This is a genomic window from Roseivirga sp. (assembly GCF_034669765.1).
Classification (GTDB): domain Bacteria; phylum Bacteroidota; class Bacteroidia; order Cytophagales; family Cyclobacteriaceae; genus Roseivirga.
In genome coordinates this window covers 47,387-65,852 of the sequence record NZ_JAXMOQ010000010.1, presented here as the reverse complement: position 1 = coordinate 65,852, position 18,466 = coordinate 47,387, and the positions used below count along the sequence as shown (strand labels likewise).

General features: G+C 41.4%; 19 protein-coding genes. 13 read left to right on the top strand and 6 right to left on the bottom strand.

All coding sequences use genetic code 11. The features are described from left to right. Positions 1-36 precede the first annotated feature (36 nt). The 3 genes from VOI17_RS17120 (at position 37) to VOI17_RS17110 (ending at position 4,923) form a co-directional block, all read left to right on the top strand. A complete protein-coding gene (locus VOI17_RS17120) occupies positions 37-1,296 on the top strand; it encodes an aspartate kinase (RefSeq protein WP_323758450.1) in 1,260 nt (419 codons plus the stop codon). A gap of 28 nt (positions 1,297-1,324) precedes the next feature. Then, a complete protein-coding gene (locus VOI17_RS17115) occupies positions 1,325-2,068 on the top strand; it encodes a sulfite exporter TauE/SafE family protein (protein WP_323758449.1) in 744 nt (247 codons plus the stop codon). A gap of 89 nt (positions 2,069-2,157) precedes the next feature. Continuing rightward, entirely contained in the window at positions 2,158-4,923 is a 2,766-nt protein-coding gene (locus VOI17_RS17110) for a M14 family zinc carboxypeptidase (protein ID WP_323758448.1), read from the top strand. A 72-nt stretch (positions 4,924-4,995) separates the two neighbouring features. On the opposite strand, the gene VOI17_RS17105 is transcribed toward VOI17_RS17110, so the two are convergent. From VOI17_RS17105 to VOI17_RS17090, 4 genes are read right to left on the bottom strand one after another with little or no spacing between them, the layout of a single operon-like run. Then, positions 4,996-5,793 (bottom strand): endonuclease/exonuclease/phosphatase family protein, encoded by a 798-nt coding sequence (locus VOI17_RS17105; RefSeq protein ID WP_323758447.1) that lies wholly within the window; start codon positions 5,791-5,793, stop codon positions 4,996-4,998. 42 nt (positions 5,794-5,835) lie between these two features. Further along, positions 5,836-7,305 carry an alpha-L-fucosidase gene (locus VOI17_RS17100; protein WP_323758446.1) on the bottom strand — a complete coding sequence of 490 codons (1,470 nt, stop codon included), beginning with the start codon at positions 7,303-7,305 and terminating at the stop codon, positions 5,836-5,838. A 59-nt stretch (positions 7,306-7,364) separates the two neighbouring features. Then, on the bottom strand, positions 7,365-7,823 hold the full coding sequence (locus tag VOI17_RS17095) for a DUF2452 domain-containing protein (RefSeq protein WP_323758445.1): 459 nt from the start codon (positions 7,821-7,823) through the stop codon (positions 7,365-7,367). A gap of 34 nt (positions 7,824-7,857) precedes the next feature. Next, a complete protein-coding gene (locus VOI17_RS17090; protein ID WP_068414169.1) occupies positions 7,858-8,046 on the bottom strand; it encodes a hypothetical protein in 189 nt (62 codons plus the stop codon). 65 nt (positions 8,047-8,111) lie between these two features. Here VOI17_RS17090 and dinB point away from each other — a divergent pair, with 65 nt between their 5' ends. From dinB to VOI17_RS17050, 8 genes are all read left to right on the top strand, one after another. Then, entirely contained in the window at positions 8,112-9,221 is a 1,110-nt protein-coding gene (gene dinB / locus VOI17_RS17085; protein WP_323758444.1) for a DNA polymerase IV, read from the top strand. Positions 9,222-9,287: 66 nt separating this feature from the next. After that, complete coding sequence (locus VOI17_RS17080; RefSeq protein ID WP_323758443.1) at positions 9,288-9,752, top strand: MaoC family dehydratase; 465 nt, start codon at positions 9,288-9,290, stop codon at positions 9,750-9,752. A gap of 224 nt (positions 9,753-9,976) precedes the next feature. Continuing rightward, complete coding sequence (locus VOI17_RS17075; RefSeq protein ID WP_323758442.1) at positions 9,977-10,957, top strand: hypothetical protein; 981 nt, start codon at positions 9,977-9,979, stop codon at positions 10,955-10,957. Positions 10,958-11,107: 150 nt separating this feature from the next. Beyond that, the gene (locus VOI17_RS17070; RefSeq protein ID WP_323758441.1) at positions 11,108-11,395 is read left to right on the top strand and encodes a hypothetical protein; all 288 of its coding nucleotides are present in this window, start codon (positions 11,108-11,110) and stop codon (positions 11,393-11,395) included. Further along, positions 11,392-11,703 (top strand): DUF456 domain-containing protein, encoded by a 312-nt coding sequence (locus VOI17_RS17065; protein WP_323758440.1) that lies wholly within the window; start codon positions 11,392-11,394, stop codon positions 11,701-11,703. Before VOI17_RS17070 ends, VOI17_RS17065 begins: the two co-directional genes overlap by 4 nt. Beyond that, complete coding sequence (locus VOI17_RS17060; RefSeq protein WP_323758439.1) at positions 11,703-12,251, top strand: hypothetical protein; 549 nt, start codon at positions 11,703-11,705, stop codon at positions 12,249-12,251. Before VOI17_RS17065 ends, VOI17_RS17060 begins: the two co-directional genes overlap by 1 nt. An 848-nt stretch (positions 12,252-13,099) precedes the next feature. Continuing rightward, a complete protein-coding gene (locus VOI17_RS17055; protein ID WP_323758438.1) occupies positions 13,100-13,294 on the top strand; it encodes a hypothetical protein in 195 nt (64 codons plus the stop codon). After that, positions 13,291-13,662: a Fic family protein gene (locus tag VOI17_RS17050; protein WP_323758437.1), complete on the top strand. Its 372-nt coding sequence runs from the start codon at positions 13,291-13,293 to the stop codon at positions 13,660-13,662. Before VOI17_RS17055 ends, VOI17_RS17050 begins: the two co-directional genes overlap by 4 nt. A gap of 191 nt (positions 13,663-13,853) precedes the next feature. Here VOI17_RS17050 and VOI17_RS17045 read toward each other — a convergent pair whose 3' ends face one another. Further along, positions 13,854-14,090 (bottom strand): hypothetical protein, encoded by a 237-nt coding sequence (locus tag VOI17_RS17045; RefSeq protein WP_323758436.1) that lies wholly within the window; start codon positions 14,088-14,090, stop codon positions 13,854-13,856. 18 nt (positions 14,091-14,108) lie between these two features. Further along, positions 14,109-15,446, bottom strand: a complete 1,338-nt coding sequence (locus tag VOI17_RS17040; protein WP_323758435.1) for a M24 family metallopeptidase — start codon at positions 15,444-15,446, stop codon at positions 14,109-14,111. Positions 15,447-15,941: 495 nt separating this feature from the next. Between VOI17_RS17040 and VOI17_RS17035 the strand changes: the two genes are divergently transcribed. Then, on the top strand, positions 15,942-16,664 hold the full coding sequence (locus tag VOI17_RS17035; RefSeq protein ID WP_323758434.1) for a hypothetical protein: 723 nt from the start codon (positions 15,942-15,944) through the stop codon (positions 16,662-16,664). Positions 16,665-17,222: 558 nt separating this feature from the next. After that, positions 17,223-18,389, top strand: a complete 1,167-nt coding sequence (locus VOI17_RS17030) for an alpha/beta hydrolase-fold protein (RefSeq protein WP_323758433.1) — start codon at positions 17,223-17,225, stop codon at positions 18,387-18,389. The last annotated feature ends 77 nt before the right edge of the window (positions 18,390-18,466 follow it).

Genomic DNA, 18,466 nt, shown 5'->3' with positions numbered 1-18,466 from the left:
TTGCAGTGCGAAATTAACAAAAATAACTCACGAGCATTGAAAGTATTTAAGTTTGGAGGCGCATCTGTTAAAGATGCCGATTCGGTGAAAAATATGACTTCTATAATTGAAGCCAATATTTCGGATCAATTAGTGGTCATTGTCTCTGCCATGGGCAAAATGACCAATGCCTTTGAGGCTGTTCTCCAAAAATTGATTGACGAAGAAGACCCTACTGAAGCACTTCAGTACATCAAAGATTTCCACTTTGGAATTATCTCTGACCTTGGTTTGTCAGGGAATCAGCAACTCCATCAAGAAATCAATACTGATTTTGAAATGATTGACAATGAGCTAGCTCGCTTTAGCTCTTCTATGGGCTATGATTTCATCTATGACCAAACCGTTTCCTTCGGAGAAATATTTTCTTCACGAATAGTGGCAGCCTATTTAAGTACCCGCCAGATCAAAACCACTTGGCTGGATGCGCGGAAAATGGTGAAAACTGATAATATTCACCGTCAAGCCAAAGTAGATTGGGGTGCCACGCAGAATATCATTCGTTCGCAAGTGTCGCAACACGAAGACAGTAGCGTAGTGCTTACACAAGGTTTTATTGGTTCGAACGCCAAGTTCAATACCACCACCCTAGGGCGGGAAGGCAGTGATTTTAGTGCCGCTATTTTTGCCACTTCTTTGAATGCCGAATCGGTAACGATATGGAAGGATGTACCAGGAGTACTCAATGCTGATCCAAAAAAATTCCCAGACACGATATTGTTTGATCAGTTGCCCTACAAAGAGGCCGCTGAAATGACCTATTATGGCGCTTCGGTTATTCACCCTAAAACCATAAAACCCTTAGCGCAAAAAGGTATTCCCTTGTACGTGAAATCGTTCGAGCATCCTGAAGCTAACGGCACACTTATTAATGAATGTGTTATCCCTAATTTGGCTCCAGCCATTATTCACAAAGGGAAACAGACGGTTATTTCGTTTAAAATCAGTGACTTCTCTTTCATCAACGAGCAGCACATTCATTTGATTTTTGAGCACATCAACAGAAATCACCTCACGATTAACTTGATGCAAAATTCGGCCATTTCATTTACCATTTGCATTGACGACAACCCTGTGAAAAGGGAGCAACTTAGAATGGCCTTGAAAGATGATTTCTTGATCTACTATAACGAAGGCTTAGAAATGATTACGATCAAAAATTATAATCAAGTGACAATAGACTCATTGATGTGGGGCAAACAAATCATTATTGAGCAACGAAGCAGGAACAACTTCCAGATGGTTTATAAATTCTAAAGCCATTACAATTCGCTAATTTGAACCTGTGTTTTCAGCATTAAGCTTTTTCGATTGGACTGTGGTTTTGGCCGCTGCCTTTGTTTTGGGGCTCTCCAAATCCGGCATCAAAGGAATCAGTGTCATTATTGTGGCTTTATTGGTATTTGTTTTTGATGCCAAGGCTTCCACAGGAATTCTAATCCCTATGTTGCTTGTAGGTGACATCTGTGCAGTGATCTATTACAATAGACATGTTCAGTGGAAATACCTGGTCAGACTACTCCCCTTTATGATGCTGGGTGTGATTCTCGGCACCTACGTAGGCAAAGGAATGGACGAAGAATCGTTCAGAAAAAGCATGGCCATTGTTATTTTCATTTCTGTGGCCATTATGTTTTGGTGGGACAGGCGAAAATCCAAGGCCGTCCCTCAACACATTGGCTTTGCAGGTTTAATGGGGCTTACCGCTGGTTTTACTTCAATGGTAGGCAATTTGGCTGGCTCATTCTCAAATATCTTTTTCTTGGCTATGCGCCTTCCCAAAGATGCTTTTATAGGTACCACCGCTTGGTTATTCTTGATCATCAATCTTTTTAAAATACCCTTTCATGTATTTAGTTGGGGCACCATTACTTGGGAAACCCTCAAAATAAATTTGGTCGCTATTCCTGCCATTCTCTTAGGCCTTTTTATTGGGGTCAAACTCCTTAAAAAAGTCAACGACAAGCTTTTCAGGCAATTCATTTTGGTGATGACAGCCGTTGGTGCTATCATGATTTATTTCAGCTAAACCGACTTTAAATCTGGTCACTTTTAAGTCTAACCAAGCGTACTTTCTAAGATAGTGTTATATTAGGTTTCCTTAAACCATTGACTATCATGCGAAAACACCATTACTTACTGATTTGCCTTATTTTTTTAATGAGCAGCCCCTCGCTGTTTGCCCAGAAGATTGATGAAGAATACAACAAGAAAATAAAGGAATACACTACTGATCCGCGCTTTCTACCGGCTTCGGTACTCAATCTAGTAGATGACCCTAACATTCCTTCCCCCAGAAAATATTTTGGGCAAATTATAGGCGCACCGGGCGTAATGCACCGCACCTCCGAGATTTACGCTTACTACCAAGAATTGGCCAAAGCCTCTCCCTTCATTAAAATAGAACAGATTGGCACTACGGAAGAAGGTCGTGCGATTAATTTGGTGGTGATTGGTAATGATCAATCCATGAACCGAATTGATCATTACAAACAGCAGCTTGCCAAACTTTCTGACCCTAGAAATGTATCGAGCGCTGAAGCCGATAAAATCATCACAGACAGCAAGCCCATCTTTTACCTCAACGGGGGATTGCATTCTACCGAAATGGGCTCTCCAGAAATGTTGATGGAACTGGCCTACCGTCTAATTACGGATCAATCCGAAGACATTAAGAACATTCGAGAAAACGTTATTGTTTTGATTAACCCTACTTCGGAACCTGATGGTAGAGACAAGCAAGTAGATTGGTATTACCGCTATACCAAGGCAAGACCAGAGTTTGACGATGGTTTCCCGAGAAGCACACCATATTGGGGAAAGTACGTTTTCCACGACAATAACCGCGATGGACTTCAGGTATCGCAAGAACTTTCCAAAGCCATTTTCAAAGCCTATTTCGATTGGCACCCGACCGTCATGTTGGATTTACATGAATCCGTACCCTTACTATATATCTCCACAGGAACAGGCCCCTACAACGATAACATGGATCCAATTGCGATTGGGGAATGGCAGGTCATGGCCAATCATGACATTACGACCTTGGCTTCGCAAGGATTGCCTGGTACTTTTACTTGGGCTTTCTTCGATGGTTGGTGGCCGGGATATGCCATGTGGGTAGCGAATAACCACAACAGCATCGGGCGTTTTTACGAGACTTTCGGGAATGCTGGAGCAAATACTTACCTCCGCGACTTATCTAGACAGAGCTATGCTGGCGACCCCGCCACAAGCCGCGAATGGTACCGCCCTGCCCCTCCTACCGAATTGATCAATTGGTCTTCAAGAAACAACACCAACTACATGCAAGCAGGTGTATTGGCTTCCCTTACCTATACTGCCGACAATCAAAAACTATTATTGCGCAACTTCTACCAAAAAGGAGTGAATAGCATTAAAAGAGGCGTAGAAGAAAATCCTAAGGCCTTCGTGATTCCTAAGGAACAAAGAGACCCAGCGATGGCTGCTTATTTGGTCAATCAATTACGGGTACAGGGCATCGAAGTCCATAAAGCAAACTCAGGCTCGAATGCAGGTGATTATGTGGTATTTCTTGATCAGCCGTACAGAAATCTAGCGGTTACCTTGTTGGCGCAGCAGAACTACCCAAAAGACGCCAAATTCCCTCCTTACGATGATATTGCCTGGAGCCTGGATTATGTCTACGGAGTGGATGTAAAGAAAGAAGACACTGTCAAGTTTGAGAAGCGTAATATGAGCCTAGTCACCAGCGATGTAAAATATGTAGGTAATGTTGAAGGAAGCGGAAATAGTTACGTACTGAATTACAAAGCCCAAAACACCGTTTTATCGGCCATGTACTGGATTAAATCTGAGAACAAAAAAGCCATAATCAGTGTGCTGGACGAACAACAAATAATCAATGGAGATACGCTTCAGGTCGGTTCTGTTATTTTCAAAGACATTACCAAAGCACAGGCAGACCAAATGGGGAAAGATTTCGGCTTTGATCTAAAGGCAGCTTCCCCCAATGGAAAACAGCATGAAGTGAGTCCACCGAAAGTAGCCATCTACCACAGCTGGTTCAGTACGCAAGATGAGGGTTGGTCCAGGTATACCTTTGAACAACGAAAACTCCCCTACACTTCAATTGATAAGGACGACTTGAAAGCAGGCAAATTGCGAGAGAAGTTTGATGTGATTCTTGTACCTAGAATGCGTGGTTCAGTAAGTGATTTTATTTACGGTGTAGATTCTAAATTAGGCCCAATGCCTTTCACCAAAACGGCTGAGTTCCCTTCGCATGGAACACCAGACGCCACTACTGATATGACAGGTGGCCCTGGCATGGATGGCATGAATGAACTGAAGGAATTCGTTGATGCAGGTGGCGTATTGGTTACGCTCGATAATTCTACCACCATGGCGGCCGAAACAGGTATCGCCAGAGAGTTAAAGCCTTACAATGCCTCTGGCCTTTTCCACCCCGGCTCGGTAGTCACCACCAAAACACGAAGAACGGATAGCCCGATCATGTACGGTTATCCAGAAATTTCTCATGTTTTCAGAGGCAATGGCCCATTGTATCAAGTAGATAAGTACAACCGAGACATGATGGTGATGCAATACGGCACCAAGCCTTTAAAGGACGAAATTGATTACACAGGCCCAGTAATGGGGTTGCCGGACAGGAAAGTGGAAGCACCAAAGAAAGATGACACCAAAGCTCCGCCTTACGTGCTTTCAGGAATGGTGCGCAACGAGCAAACGATTATTGGTCATGGTGGAATCTTCAATGTGCCGCAGGGTAACGGTCGTATTATCGCCTTTACTTTCGATCCGCTGCACCGCTATTTGAACCACCACGATGCGCCTTTAGTTTGGAACGTTTTGATCAATTGGAATCACTTGGGGAATTAATCCCTTAAATGAAAAAACCTCCAAAAGCCTTTGTTTTTGGAGGTTTTTATTTTGTCTACAATGCTATATCTCTTAATTATCAGGCAGCAATTCCAACACCACTAAAACGGGCCTGTGGTCGGAAGCTACACGCTCATCGATAACACGTTTTTCTAAAACCCTCCACCGATTAGCAGGTCGAAAAAGCACATAATCAATCTTCTTGATCGGCTCGTCAGAAGGAAAGGTGAATACATTATCCGCAAATGACCGTTCCCAATCTTTAAAAAGCAGTTGCATGGCCCTGTTTTCAGGAGTTTCATTTAAGTCGCCCACCAATATGGTTGGTACATTATCTCTTTTCAACACCCTATTCACTTCTTCGGCTTGAATAAAGCGGTTATGGCCGTCCGCTTCATGATCTAAGTGCGTGCCTACAAAACGAATGGTGTCACCACTTTTAATCACCACATTGACTTCGGCTGCCGCCCTTGGCTCTTTCCCTTCTGTATAAGGCAAAGGGTGGTTTGTGGTGTTCAGGAAAGTGTACTTTGAAAGAATTCCTTCACCATATTCTCCGTCATCATAATACATGGCGCGGGCAAATAGTGGCGACAGACCTGTGCGGATGCCCAATTCGGTCACCAAATCGTATTTTTTAGAGCGATTGGTTTTGTAATCTACTTCCTGAAGTGCCACCAAGTCAGGCTTTTCTTTGCTGATCACCGAGGCGATTAGATCTAAATCAAAGTCGCCTTTGAGCGTTTTTCCGTGCAGGATATTGTAGGTCAATACCCGTACAATTCTGGAAGAATCTGGGGCTTGGGCCGAAAGCTGACTCCCAAGCAGAAGGGTTACGAATAGAAAACTGAGGCTTCGAAAGTAGTTCATAATGAATTCTGGTTGATGATTTTAAACATAGCTTAACTCTCCTTATTCTTCCATGGCAGGTTCGCTCGTAGCCAAGTAAACCTCCACATTACTGATGGTTGGGCTTCCCTTGGCATCGGTAAAAGTAATCTTCAATTGACTGGTAGTTACTTGCGGCAATCGAAGGATGCGTTTGTAGCCTATGGTGGTTTCATTGGCAATTTCCTTGTAGCCGTCTTCTTCCTTCACTTCCACTTTAAAAGCTTTAATGCGCTGTCCCAGCGGAATGTATTCTTGAAGTACCAAGCGATTAAAAGTAGTTTCTTTACTAAAGTTGATCACTAGCTCGCTTTCAATTACCTCATCATCTGTCGCCCAATAGCTGTCGTTATATTCATCCAAAATATTGGAAGACAGATAGTCGTTTCCCCTGGTGTTCGAGGCCACTGCTTTTGCGCCTTTGGCCAAATTCACTGCAAAGCTTTCGTCTAGGGTCTTGCGCAATTCCATCAAGGCTTTCACATCATTCTCATGTACCAAACCTCTTCGATCGACAGGTAAGTTGAGCAGCAGGTTGCCATTTCTCCCCACGGATTTATAATAGATATCCAGCAATTCCGACAAGGATTTCACTTTATCGTCCTGACTTTCATGGTAATACCATCCCGGTCGGATGGACACATCACATTCGGCAGGCACCCAATGCGTTCCGTCTTCATGGCCAGAAGTCAATTGTTGATATGGACCGATCCCCGGAGCAAACTCATCTCGCCTTAGCGGTGCCCAGTTGGTAGCATCAGCAAAGCCGTTTTCATTTCCCACCCAACGCACATCTGGGCCACCATCGCTAAAGACCACGATATTGGGCTGAAGTTCTTTGGCCAACGCAAAAGTATTGTCCCAATCGTAATAGGTTTTTCGGTCTACATTTCGGATTTCGTTGGCGCCTCCATAATAACCGTCACCACCATTAGCTCCATCTACCCAAAGTTCAAACACCTCCCCATAATTGGTCAGCAATTCTCTCAACTGGTTCCGGTAATAAGTAATGTATTCAGGATTTCCGTAGTCGGCATGGTTCCTGTCCCAAGGCGAAAGGTAAAGCCCCATTTTAAGGCCGTATTCTTTACAAGCTGCCGCCAATTCTTTAATCACATCGCCTTCTCCGTTCTTCCAAGGACTGTTTTTTACAGAATGTTCGGTATAAGCAGAAGGCCACAGCGAGAAGCCATCGTGGTGCTTTGCGGTCAGGATAATGCCTTTCATTCCAGCTTCTTTGGCTACTCTTGCCCATTGGCGGGTGTCCAATTCCGTAGGATTGAAAAGACTTGGTGATTCTCCTCCAAGTCCCCATTCCATATCCGTAAAGGTGTTCATATTAAAGTGGACGAAAGCGTAATATTCTAACTCGTGCCAATTCAATTGTTGGGTAGTTGGCAGCGGCCCAATGGGTGCTGGCGGTGGAACTTCTTTAGCGCAAGAAAAGCAGAAAAAGGAAGCAAGAAGGAGTACTTGTAGCTGATGTAATTTCATAAGAATTTAAAAAAGTCAGCAACAAGATAAGGAAGAAAGGTTAGACTATAAACCGAGACTTAGGCTTCCAAAACCTCCCAAGTATGGTCGGCTAAAAGTTTTACGCTGGAGATAAATTTTTTGAAGGGTTTAGACCTCCCCCATTCCTTTGGGCCAATTAGGGAAAGCAAATCTGTTCCGTCTTCTCGTTCGTAGAGGTGGTAGGTTTTTCCGATCAAAGGCTCAAAACTCATTTTAGCCATATAAATCCGTTCCGACACTTCTACCCTTTCTTGAATGGCCTTGGCTTGTTCTGCCAAAAGCTGCATCTGCTTGTAAATCTGCTTTACCTGCATTTCGGTTTGCTCATGCATGGCCGACACCGCCCTGCCCTTAATTCTGCCTTTGTCTTCTGGCTTAATCATGGCGCCACCTACCGTATGCGGAAAGCTGATGAGCCCCGGGTTCTCGGTCGTCATCTCGCTCATTTTTTCTAAATCAATCTGATCTAGGTCTATCTTTTTACCCGTTTTTGTCATGCTGAAAGATTAACTCAAGTTTAATAAAACTGTTTTACTTTTCTTTGAGGCTATCGATTTTAAGCGAATCTTGGGTATCAGGTTCCGAAGGCGCTATCGATTCCTTCAACAGTTTTTTAGAGCCCGGAAAACTCGTTCTGGTGGTAATATCATAGCCCACAAGAATGGTGGCCAGGATGAACAAAATGGCTACAATGACGAATATCTTTTTTTGACGCTTCATAAACGAATGTGACAATCTTTTGAAGAACCGTAAAGTTCATAAAATCGTTGCTTAATTTCGAGTCAATGGAGAAAAAGCTGCCCAATTCTGATCGCAAAATCATTCATATCGATATGGATGCCTTTTTTGCTTCGGTAGAACAGCTGGATAACCCCGAGTTTAGAGGCAAACCTGTGGCGGTTGGTGGCAGTAAAGAGCGGGGCGTTGTGGCTGCGGCCAGCTATGAGGCCCGTAAATACGGAGTGCGCTCGGCCATGCCTTCTAAAACAGCCTATCAAAAATGCCCACATATCATTTTCACCCCGCCTCGGTTCGAAAGGTACAAGGAAGTCTCTGCTGTCATCCGCAGCATTTTTCTGGAATACACCGATTTGGTAGAACCGCTCTCTTTAGACGAAGCCTTTTTGGATGTAACTGAAAACAAAAAGGGCATTGCTTCGGCCACCCTGATTGCCAAAGCCATTCGGAAACAGATTTTTGAGAAAACTGGTTTAACCGCCTCGGCAGGTATTTCCATCAATAAGTTTTTGGCTAAAATTGCCAGCGACTACCAAAAACCCAACGGCATTACCTTGATAGGTCCCGAAAAAGCCGTCTCCTTTTTAGAGCAATTGGAAGTAGATAAGTTCTTTGGCGTGGGTAAAGTAACCGCCAAGAAAATGCACAGCTTGGGCATCCACACGGGACTGGACTTAAAGCAATGGACCAAGGAAGCGCTGAGGCTTAAATTTGGCAAAGCAGGCCCCTTCTATTACGACATTGTTCGGGGAAAAGACCAGCGCCCAGTAAACCCCAATAGGATCAGGAAATCGTTGGGAGCTGAAAACACTTTTGATCAAGATTTGATAGAAATCGAAGACATGAAAATGGCTTTGGGGCCTATTCTTCAAACCGTTTATAAAAGACTAGAGAAAGCCGACAAATTTGGCAAGACCCTGACTCTTAAAATAAAATTCAAAGATTTTAGCCAGATTACCCGCAGCATTACCCAAACCGAGAATATTACTACTGGCGAAATACTTAAACAACTGACTTTCAATTTACTTGAGCAAATTACTTGGGAAGATTTTCCTGAAGGCGTACGCTTACTGGGCGTTACTTGTTCCAATTTTGAGCAAGAAGAAGCCGAAGAAAATGTCAAAAAAACTGGATATCAATTGACAATTGACTTTTAGAATTGTTAAAATAGAACAAATTTTAATCGCTAAATCGAGTAAATTTGAGCAATATTGAAACACAATATGGAAAAGTTAGTTATAGCAAGCCACGCAGAATTTGCAGAACACATTGGTAAGGAACTGGGTGTTTCGGAATACCTTAAAATTGACCAAGAGAGAATCAATGTTTTTGCCGATGCCACACTAGACCACCAATGGATTCATACCGACCCTGAAAGGGCCAAGTCTGAAGGCGGTTTTGGCAACACCATTGCCCATGGTTATTTAACTTTATCTATTCTTCCGCATTTATGGGAAGAAATTGCCGATATCCAGAACATCAAAATGATGATTAACTACGGTATCGAAAAACTTAAATTCAATCAGCCCGTAGTGGCAGATTCTGAAGTAAGACTAAGGGTGAAACTCACTTCTTTGGCCGATTTACGAGGCATTACCAAATGTCAGCTGAATGTAAAACTTGAAATCAAAGACAACCCAAAACCTGCCTTTACAGGTGAAATGATCTTCTTATACCATTTCGCATAAGCCCCATTTTAAAAGGAAATAAAATACGCAAAGCCTAATTCGAAAGAGTTGGGCTTTTTTTGTTTGTTGGAGAAACCAGATCACATCTACACAAAAACATCTTCATTACCACTAGGCAAAGAATTAGACAATTACGTCATCTCATTATCACAAAGCAGTAGGTTATTATTTTGTTTTTCGGCAACTTCCGCGTGTAATCATGTTGTGGTCAATTAAATTTAAGAATGGATAGAAGAAAATTTAAAGGAACTACAATATTTGGAATTCTTGAACAGCAAATAAAATCTGAGCTTCAAGAGTATAGAGACTTTGTTGAAGAGACGTCAAATGAATTACATTCAAAAATCAATCGAATTGAAAAGGACCTAGAGAAAATTAAAGGCACAAAAGATGAAAAACTATATGGCGACATACTAATTGATGAATATTGGAAGTATGATAAAATGTTTTCAAAATTCACTTATAACCCAATGCTCTTATCGATTTATGGTTTTTTTGAACATTGGCTGAAGAGGCTTTGTGAATTTGATAATCGAAAAGGATTATCAAATATTTCTGTATCTGATTTAGCTGGGAGAAACTACATCGAAAAAAGTCGAATTTACTTTGAAAAAGTTGCCGAAATTCCACTCTCAGAATTAGAATCAGACTGGAAAAGAATTCAGATTGTTCAACAAATAAGAAACCTTATCACACATAATGATTCGAATCTTTTTAAAAATGACTCTAAGAAAAACGGTAATCAGGAGTTATTTAAAATTCTAAAAACTGAAGAACACATAGAGTTTGATGAAAAATCTGGAGAATTCTATATAAAGCATAAAAATTTTATTCTTGATTTAGTCAACATAGTAGAGCGTTATTTAAAAACAGTTATTTTTAAAATCTCCAAAGTAAAAGTAATTGCAAGAAATACCAGTTTACCACATAACATGACTTCTTGGGGACAAGAAAAATCTGAAAACCTAATTAAAGAAGTAATTCATGGGTTTGACATGTTAGACAGGTATGAAGAAAGAGATGATGAATTTAAGCTTCAGGATACCTTGTCCATTATGAGAGGACTATTCGAAACTATGTCATGGGATTTAACAAAAATGCTTGCTTTTTTCTCAAATGGAGAATGGCAAACTTCTGACCGAGAAACCATTGTAAAAGAACGATACGAAGGACTAAAGAAGTTGAAGGAATTATATAAGAACTAACCTCGATATGATGTATTCCAAGTACAGCTAAATCGTGATTTGACTTTTTAAAAACGAAGAGTAAAGTTTGACTAGTATGAATCTAAAGTTTCTTCATTTTTTACATAAAACTTTTTACAAAAAGATAAGAACTCATAAAATACGAAATCAATGAAAATTTTTAGTTTCAAAGCAGACGTCAGAACAGCCTTTAACACTTGTAAAAGAGTATTGATGGATTTAGACTGTGAAATTGAAATCGAAAGTTGTGAACAAGGGATAATTGAAGCAAAAATGCCAGGAAGTCTATTCGCATATGGTTATAACATCACGATTAAAATTAAAAACAGCGAGTTACATATAATATCAGAAACACTTGGGATTCAAATAATAGATTGGGGAACCAATAAAGAAAATGAAGATGCAATTGCTCAGGATATAGCAAAACTATTAAAATGAAGCTATACGTAATTAACCCGAATAATAACCAGAAAGTATATCTTAACCTTTCTGCACCCACGAGACAATCATTAACAAAACAGATTGGTGGAGAAAATTTCTATTTAGCTAATCAGCTCTTTTCTATTTATGATGTTTGGGCTGAAAATGATAGTAATAGTACTGCGACAGGAGCTGTAGTTGGGGGATTTGTTGGTGCTTTAGGTGGCCCTGTTGGGATATTGGTTGGAGGGTTTTTAGGTGGATTAATTGGCAAAGGAACAGACGAAGAAGAAAGTGCAAAAATTAAAAAATTCAATAACAGCTGATGGCTTCACCTAAAGAGACATACGACTTTAAGTTGATTGCTTTTACTGCTGTTGCGGTTATAGTTGTAGCAGCTGCTTTTTTCTTTTTTTGGGAAAACACGAAAACTGTAATTCGACACATTTTAGAGTCCCAATTTACTTACTTCATAGTTTGGACAATTACTGTTTTGATTTTCATTCTTCACTACTGGAGGCATAAAGACAAAGAAGTCAAAAGCGAAGTTATTTTCACCAAAAAATTTGGCTCTTTCTTTGACAATGCCTTTGGAGGTGTTGCCTATGGAACGGTAATTACAACATCATTAACCCTACTAAAGGGACTTTACGTACAACAGTTTTTTGAAGATAAAATATTCTTTACCGAATTTAAAGAAATTGACCTAATGACCGTTTTCGGAGTAATGATTTTTTTACTCTATTTCTCAGCTATTAAAGTGGTTGATGTAGCAAAGGAAACTTATAAAATTCAACATACTGAACAAGTTCTAAATGCGGACAAGCAAATTGTAAAATCTAATCGAACAGAAGATGATTCAAACAACGATTAAAAACGCCCCCTCCATTATAGCCTCTCCGAACCTGTGACGATTATAAACTAGGACGATTGAAGTAAAAATAACAAGGCCTTGGACAGACCAAAACGCTTATTAAAAATCATAGCTACAAATTGGGTTCATTTAGTTGGTTTCTATGTGACAACTTATCTAAGTCTCCTTCTTTTCAAACTCATTGGTCTTGAAGGATCTTCTGATCAAGGATGGACGTATATCCTATTCTTAAGTCTTCTGAGCATACCATTTTTATTTCTCACATACGGATTGATAATTTTAGGTGGCTTTTTTGTAGTGATTGCAATTCTAGACATTATTGGATTTCTATTAAAAATCAACAATACCAAACTGATTTTAATAGTCGAATGGCTCATAATAATACCCCCATTTATTTACTGGGCTTTCGAATACGAATATTGGCTTTGGATAACATTATCCATTTCCTTATTCGTGACACAGTTAATAAGAGAGAAGAAAATTAAGAAAATTTCTGGCGCACATATTACTGACCTTTGACAAGGTATATCCCCTCCCTGTCGTAGGTTCTCCGATTCATCTACCAATAGGCGGAACCTGTGACGATTATAAACTAGGAGTCCTGTCCTTGTGTGCTGACAGTCTGAAAAAAGCCCAATCGGAGCGTCATTCCGCAGGAATCCTTTCACGCGCCACAAATCAAAACCCTTTGTGTTTCTGAAAAAGACCCTTACAGGGTGACTGTTCTTGACAGGCTCAGCCATAAACAGACGCTCCGAAGCTTCGGAGAGAATGACGGTTAGTTTTGGCGCTCGGTTTAATCCATGAACCCAGCATTTGGTTAACCATATTTCCATGAATTTCGTAAATTGAACCATGAGCAGAGAAGAAGTAAAAACAGCAATCAACCAATTGTTGGACAATACACCAGAAAAACACTCCAAGAAGTTTATGACTATTTAAAGTCTGTTCAAGGCAAGTCTGACAAATCTGTGAGCTTATCTCAAAACCTAAGAACCATCTTAACGGAAGACAAAGAGCTTCTTGAAAGACTAGCCCAATGATCTCAGAGCGCGAAGTTCTTGAAATACATTCCATTTTAATTGGACGGTTTGGGGGTTCTGAAGGAGTTCGAGACCAAGAACTGTTAGATTCCCCATTGAACCGTCCTTATCAAACTTTTGATGGACAAGAGCTTTATCCTAGTCCAGTCGACAAAGCAGCGGCAATTATCGAAAGCATAGTAAAGAATCATCCTTTTGTTGATGGGAATAAACGAACTGGTTATGTGCTTGCCAGGCTTCTGTTAATGAATGAACAGCGCGATATACATGCAAATCAAAAGGACAAATATCAATTTGTAATTTCAATTTCTACTGGAGAACTCAACTTAGATCAAATCAAAGAATGGCTTGACAAGAATTCTAAGTAGCCCTCATCATAGATTGTAATTCCGTACAAATCCCCCACCAACCGCCCCCCTTGCTTTGCTGAAGCTTCGCGAAGGCAAGAAGGGCGGACATTCGTGCGATTTTCAAGCATTTGAAGTTTTCCGCCCTTGTTGGTGTTCTTCACCAACAAGCCACCAACCATTTGTATTACTGAGAAAGCCCAACCGGAGCGTCATTCTAATGAACCTGAAGCATAGCGTAAGGTGAAGAAAGCTCCGAAACTTCGGAGTGTCAGTTCTTGACAGCCGAGGCCTTGAACAGACAGGTTCTTTCTTCCTCGTACCTCGTCATCAGAATGACGGTTAGTTTTGGTTATCTGTGTTACTGAAAAAGACCTCCGAAATTTCGGAGCTTCCATTTTAGCCCGATTATCATCGGCCGAAAATTTCAGAATGACTGTTGGTTTCAACAACCGTTTTGTTTAACCCTACTTCTTTGTTCTCACCAAAATCAATTCCTCTTGTGGGGCAATTATGTACGCTGCACCATTGGCCGTAATTACTGCCATTTCTTCCACAGAGATAGTTTTTTCAGTTCCATCCTCGCGCTTCCAAGCGTGGAAACCATCGAAGGCAAAGGTCATCCCTTCTTTTAATAATTTAGTAGAAACAGTCCGTACTCGGGTTGACATACCACCACCTAAGCTTGGCCCGACATCGTGCGCTACATAACCCACTGGATGCCCCGTACTCCATGGCACATTTTCAGATTTAGCTTCTTGCATTAACAGGCGTTGCGCTCTATCCACCTCTGCTCCTGTAGCTCCGGGTTTCATGGCATTAAATGCAGCTCTATTCCCTGCCTTGCTGCTGTTCCAGTAAAATTGAATTTCTTCTGGAGCCGTTTCTTCCCCGTCCTTCAATACATACGCAAAACGCTGAATATCGCTTACCCAGCGGTTATAAACCTTGATGCCGAAATCTATTTGTATTACATCGCCAGGCATAATCACTTTGTCGGTAGCGTGAGAATGCCCACGATCTGGCCCCGAATTTACATTTGGATTTTGGTCGGCAGCCCAACCATCCGCAACTCCATATTCAGCCATTTTTTGCTTTAAAAATCTAGCAATATCGGCATCGGTAGATTTTCCTGGAATGATTTGTTCGTAAGCCTCCACTTCCCATTCGGCTGTTAATTTTGCAGCCTTTTTAAGTACCTCTACCTCTTCAGGCAGTTTTATAGAAAGCCATTCATAGATTAAATCAGTAGACGAAACGAGTTTCTTGCTTTCGGCTCCTAGTAAACCCTCTAAGCTCATGCGCTGCGTATAAGTTAGTCCATCGGCCATTGAGTTGCTGCTCGAAGAGTTAACTGCTACGCGGCTGAAATTTTTCTCTTTAATAAAATCGGCAGCCATGCCCATTGCCGAACTTCCAGACACTTTCACAACTTCATCATGTATGTCCATTTCATCCAAAGCAGTGGCTTCGCCTGAAGGAGAAAATACTTTGGAATGAAAACCATCGGCATCTCTATAAAATAAAAAGGCAGCGGTTCCACCTGCATTTTCACCGCCAACATGGTCAGCAATTGGGTCATTGTTGTTTTCTCTACACACCACCAACCAGCAATCTACATTGGCAGCTTCCATGGCTTGTGGCAGCAATTGATTGATCCGCTGTTTTCTGATTTCTGGCCAAGGGCTTTCGCCCCAATATGCCTCTGGGTCAATGGCAGTAGTGTTTTCTTCTTTCGGTACGCAAGAGAATAATGTCACGAAGGTAAGCATCAGAAGGAGTATCGGTGTTTTGGTAGAAATCATGGTAAAGCGGTTTATCATAATTCTAAAAATAATATAGATTTTCGGTTTTACCCTTTCCGACTGTAACGTTTTAGAAAAATGTACGCCCCGCCTACTGCCCTCTTGTTTTGCTGAAGGTCCGCCCTTGTTGGTGTTCTTCACCAACAAGCCACCAACCATTTGAATTACTGAAAAAGCCCAATCGGAGCGTCATTCTGATGAACCTGAAGCATAGCGTAAGGTGAAGAAAGCTCCGAAGCTTCGTAGTGTCAGTTCTTGACAGCCGAGGCCTTGAACAGACAGATTCTTTCATTTCCGCCCTTGTTGGTGTTCGTCACCAACAAGCTGCCTAACAATCTGTATTACTGAAAAAGACCTCCGAAGTCTCGGAGCATGGTGACTTAGCCTGGGCACTTGGTACCCTCTTTTGCTACAACACTGTCGCTGGCTTAATGATTGGTGATAATTATAACAAAGGCATTAACTTACTTACCGTTTGAAACGTAACTACACTTTATGAAAACCATCCTTTTAGCCCTAAGTGTTTCGCTCCTATTTTGGTCATGTGGCACTAAGCCAACTGTGGCTTATCCTACGGATGACAATGGACAAGTGGGCGAGCAAGCACTTATCGTAGACAGCACTTTAGTGCTTACAGGCGACCTCCCTGTCTATTTTGATAGCACTGATTACCTGCTCTTTCCCATTGGAGAAATTCAGGTTTCGAGCAATGCAGGAAGCAAGCTTTATTTAGGGTCGGGAAGTTCAAGGGACTTCTCCTTTTCAACTGGCTACTTAAGTGGAAGTTCCTATACCGGCAGCTTGAGTAAAATCATGATTCAGCATTTAGATTCTTCCAATTTCAGACCTATTACGGAGCAGCAGCTTAAAATCAGAAGCTTCCAGTTTTTGGAATCCATACATAAGAAAACGGGTCAACAACTGGTGGTCATGACCGTCACGGATAGAGACACCAACAATGATGGCAAACTTACGAATGATGATATTGAGTCGCTTTACATATCACATTTGAGTGGCCAGAATTTCAAGAAGCTGACCCTTGAGCTTCAGGAACTACTAGATTGGAGGATTTTGATCGTCAATAAACGCTTGTACTTCCGCACTTTAGAAGACATTGATAAGAATGGCGAATTTGATAAGAAAGATAAGATCCATCACTTCTTTATAGACCTAACCCACCCTGATTTTAAGGTGTTTGAGTATAATCCGTTGGGGTAACAGTCATTTGTGTTACTGAAAAAGCCTAATCCGAGCTTCATTCTCTCCGAAGTTTCGGAGACAAGGTAGGAGGAAGAAAGCTCCGAAGCTTCGAAGCGTCCTGCTGTCTTGCACAGACAGATTCTTTCATTTTAGCCCGATTATCATCGGGCTAAAATTTCAGAATGACGGTTAGTTTTGGCAATCTGTATTACTGAAAAAGACCCCTACGGGGTGACTTAGTGTGAGTGCTTGATGCTCTGCTTTTATCATAATCGAGCAGTGAAGCGTCTAAACCTATTACGCCCCTTCAGGGCTTAATTAACCTTATATTGAATTAGGAATGGGTTGCACCCATTCCTAGGATATTTCGCCCCGTTGAGGCTTTTGGCTTGCAATTATTTAGCTTACCCCTGTTTTATGAACTGAGGGACTTCACTTTAACCAACTCTGAAAGGGCCTAATAACTAAACGAAGAGTGCAACCCTTAGTAAACCGAGCCATACCCTTACAGAAGTCCTGTAAGGACGAAACATAAGCCCGTAACCCTTAAGTTAGGAGACCGTTACTAGGGTGGACATGAAAAAAACCATCATAGTAATCATCAGTCTATTCACCGTTCTACATTTACAAGCGCAAAAGGCAGAAACAAATAACATCGTTGGGACGAATCATTTTATCGACTCTGAGATTTTAGAAGAAACAAAGCAAATCCAAGTCTACCTTCCTCCAGGCTATTCCGAAACAGACAAAGACTACCCCGTTCTCTATTTACTAGATGGTCAACAGCTTTTCACTTATGCCGTGAGCTTAAGTAACACTTTCAAGCAGTTCGATTTAACCCCTGATTTTATCATCGTGGGTATCAACATCCCCTACCGTCAGCGTTATGCCAATTATATCAATGGAACGGATAACTTCATTGGATTTATGGGGAAAGAGCTAATCCCCTATGTTGAGAAAAGCTTTCGCGTAAATGATGAAAAACTCCTTTTTGGTTGGCAATATGCAGGAAGTCTCGGATTCGATATTATGCTCAACAAGGCGATACCATTTGATGCTTATTTCATCGCAAGCCCCTTCCCCATTAAAGATAAAGTGGCTGCCTTGGATAGCATTTCAATTACAAACAAGGCCCTTTATTTCGCTGTGAGCCCAAATGAATACGAAGTAAATCATGGTACCAATAAGTTAGACTCACTGCTTTCCAGCAAAAAAATTAGTGGCTTAGACTGGTCATACTTTGAACTTGTCAATGAAGAACATCAGTCTACTGCTTACCCAACACTTTACCACAGTCTTAGGACATACTTTAAGTATTACCCAGAATTTCAAGTAAACAACCTTCAAACCTTTATAGACAATGGGGGCTTAGAATATGCTTATGCACATACCAAGCAGCGGGCGCTTATTTATGGAACGCCACCCGAACTACCCACATGGTCTAAGTATACCATTATCCGCAGTGCCATTAGAGCGGAGGATTATCCCTATTTCGAAAGCTTTGCAAACACCTTTGTTTCGGATGAATTCATCAGAGATTTAGGGAATCGAGCATTGGACATTGTGAATTATTACGAAGCCCATGCAGCGTACAATAAGGCCATCGAAATATATAAGTCTCTGCTGATAGACTCCCCAGATTCGGAGTCACTTCTAACAAGAACAGGAAATGCTTATTTGGCTTTGGGCAACAAGGTTGAAGCGGATAAGTATTTCAAAAGGGCTAAAGAGGTTACGAAGTAGAGTGACTTATAGCAAGCAATGGTGCTCAGTTTTTATCATAATTGAGCTGTGAAGCTTCTAAACCTATTACGCCCTTT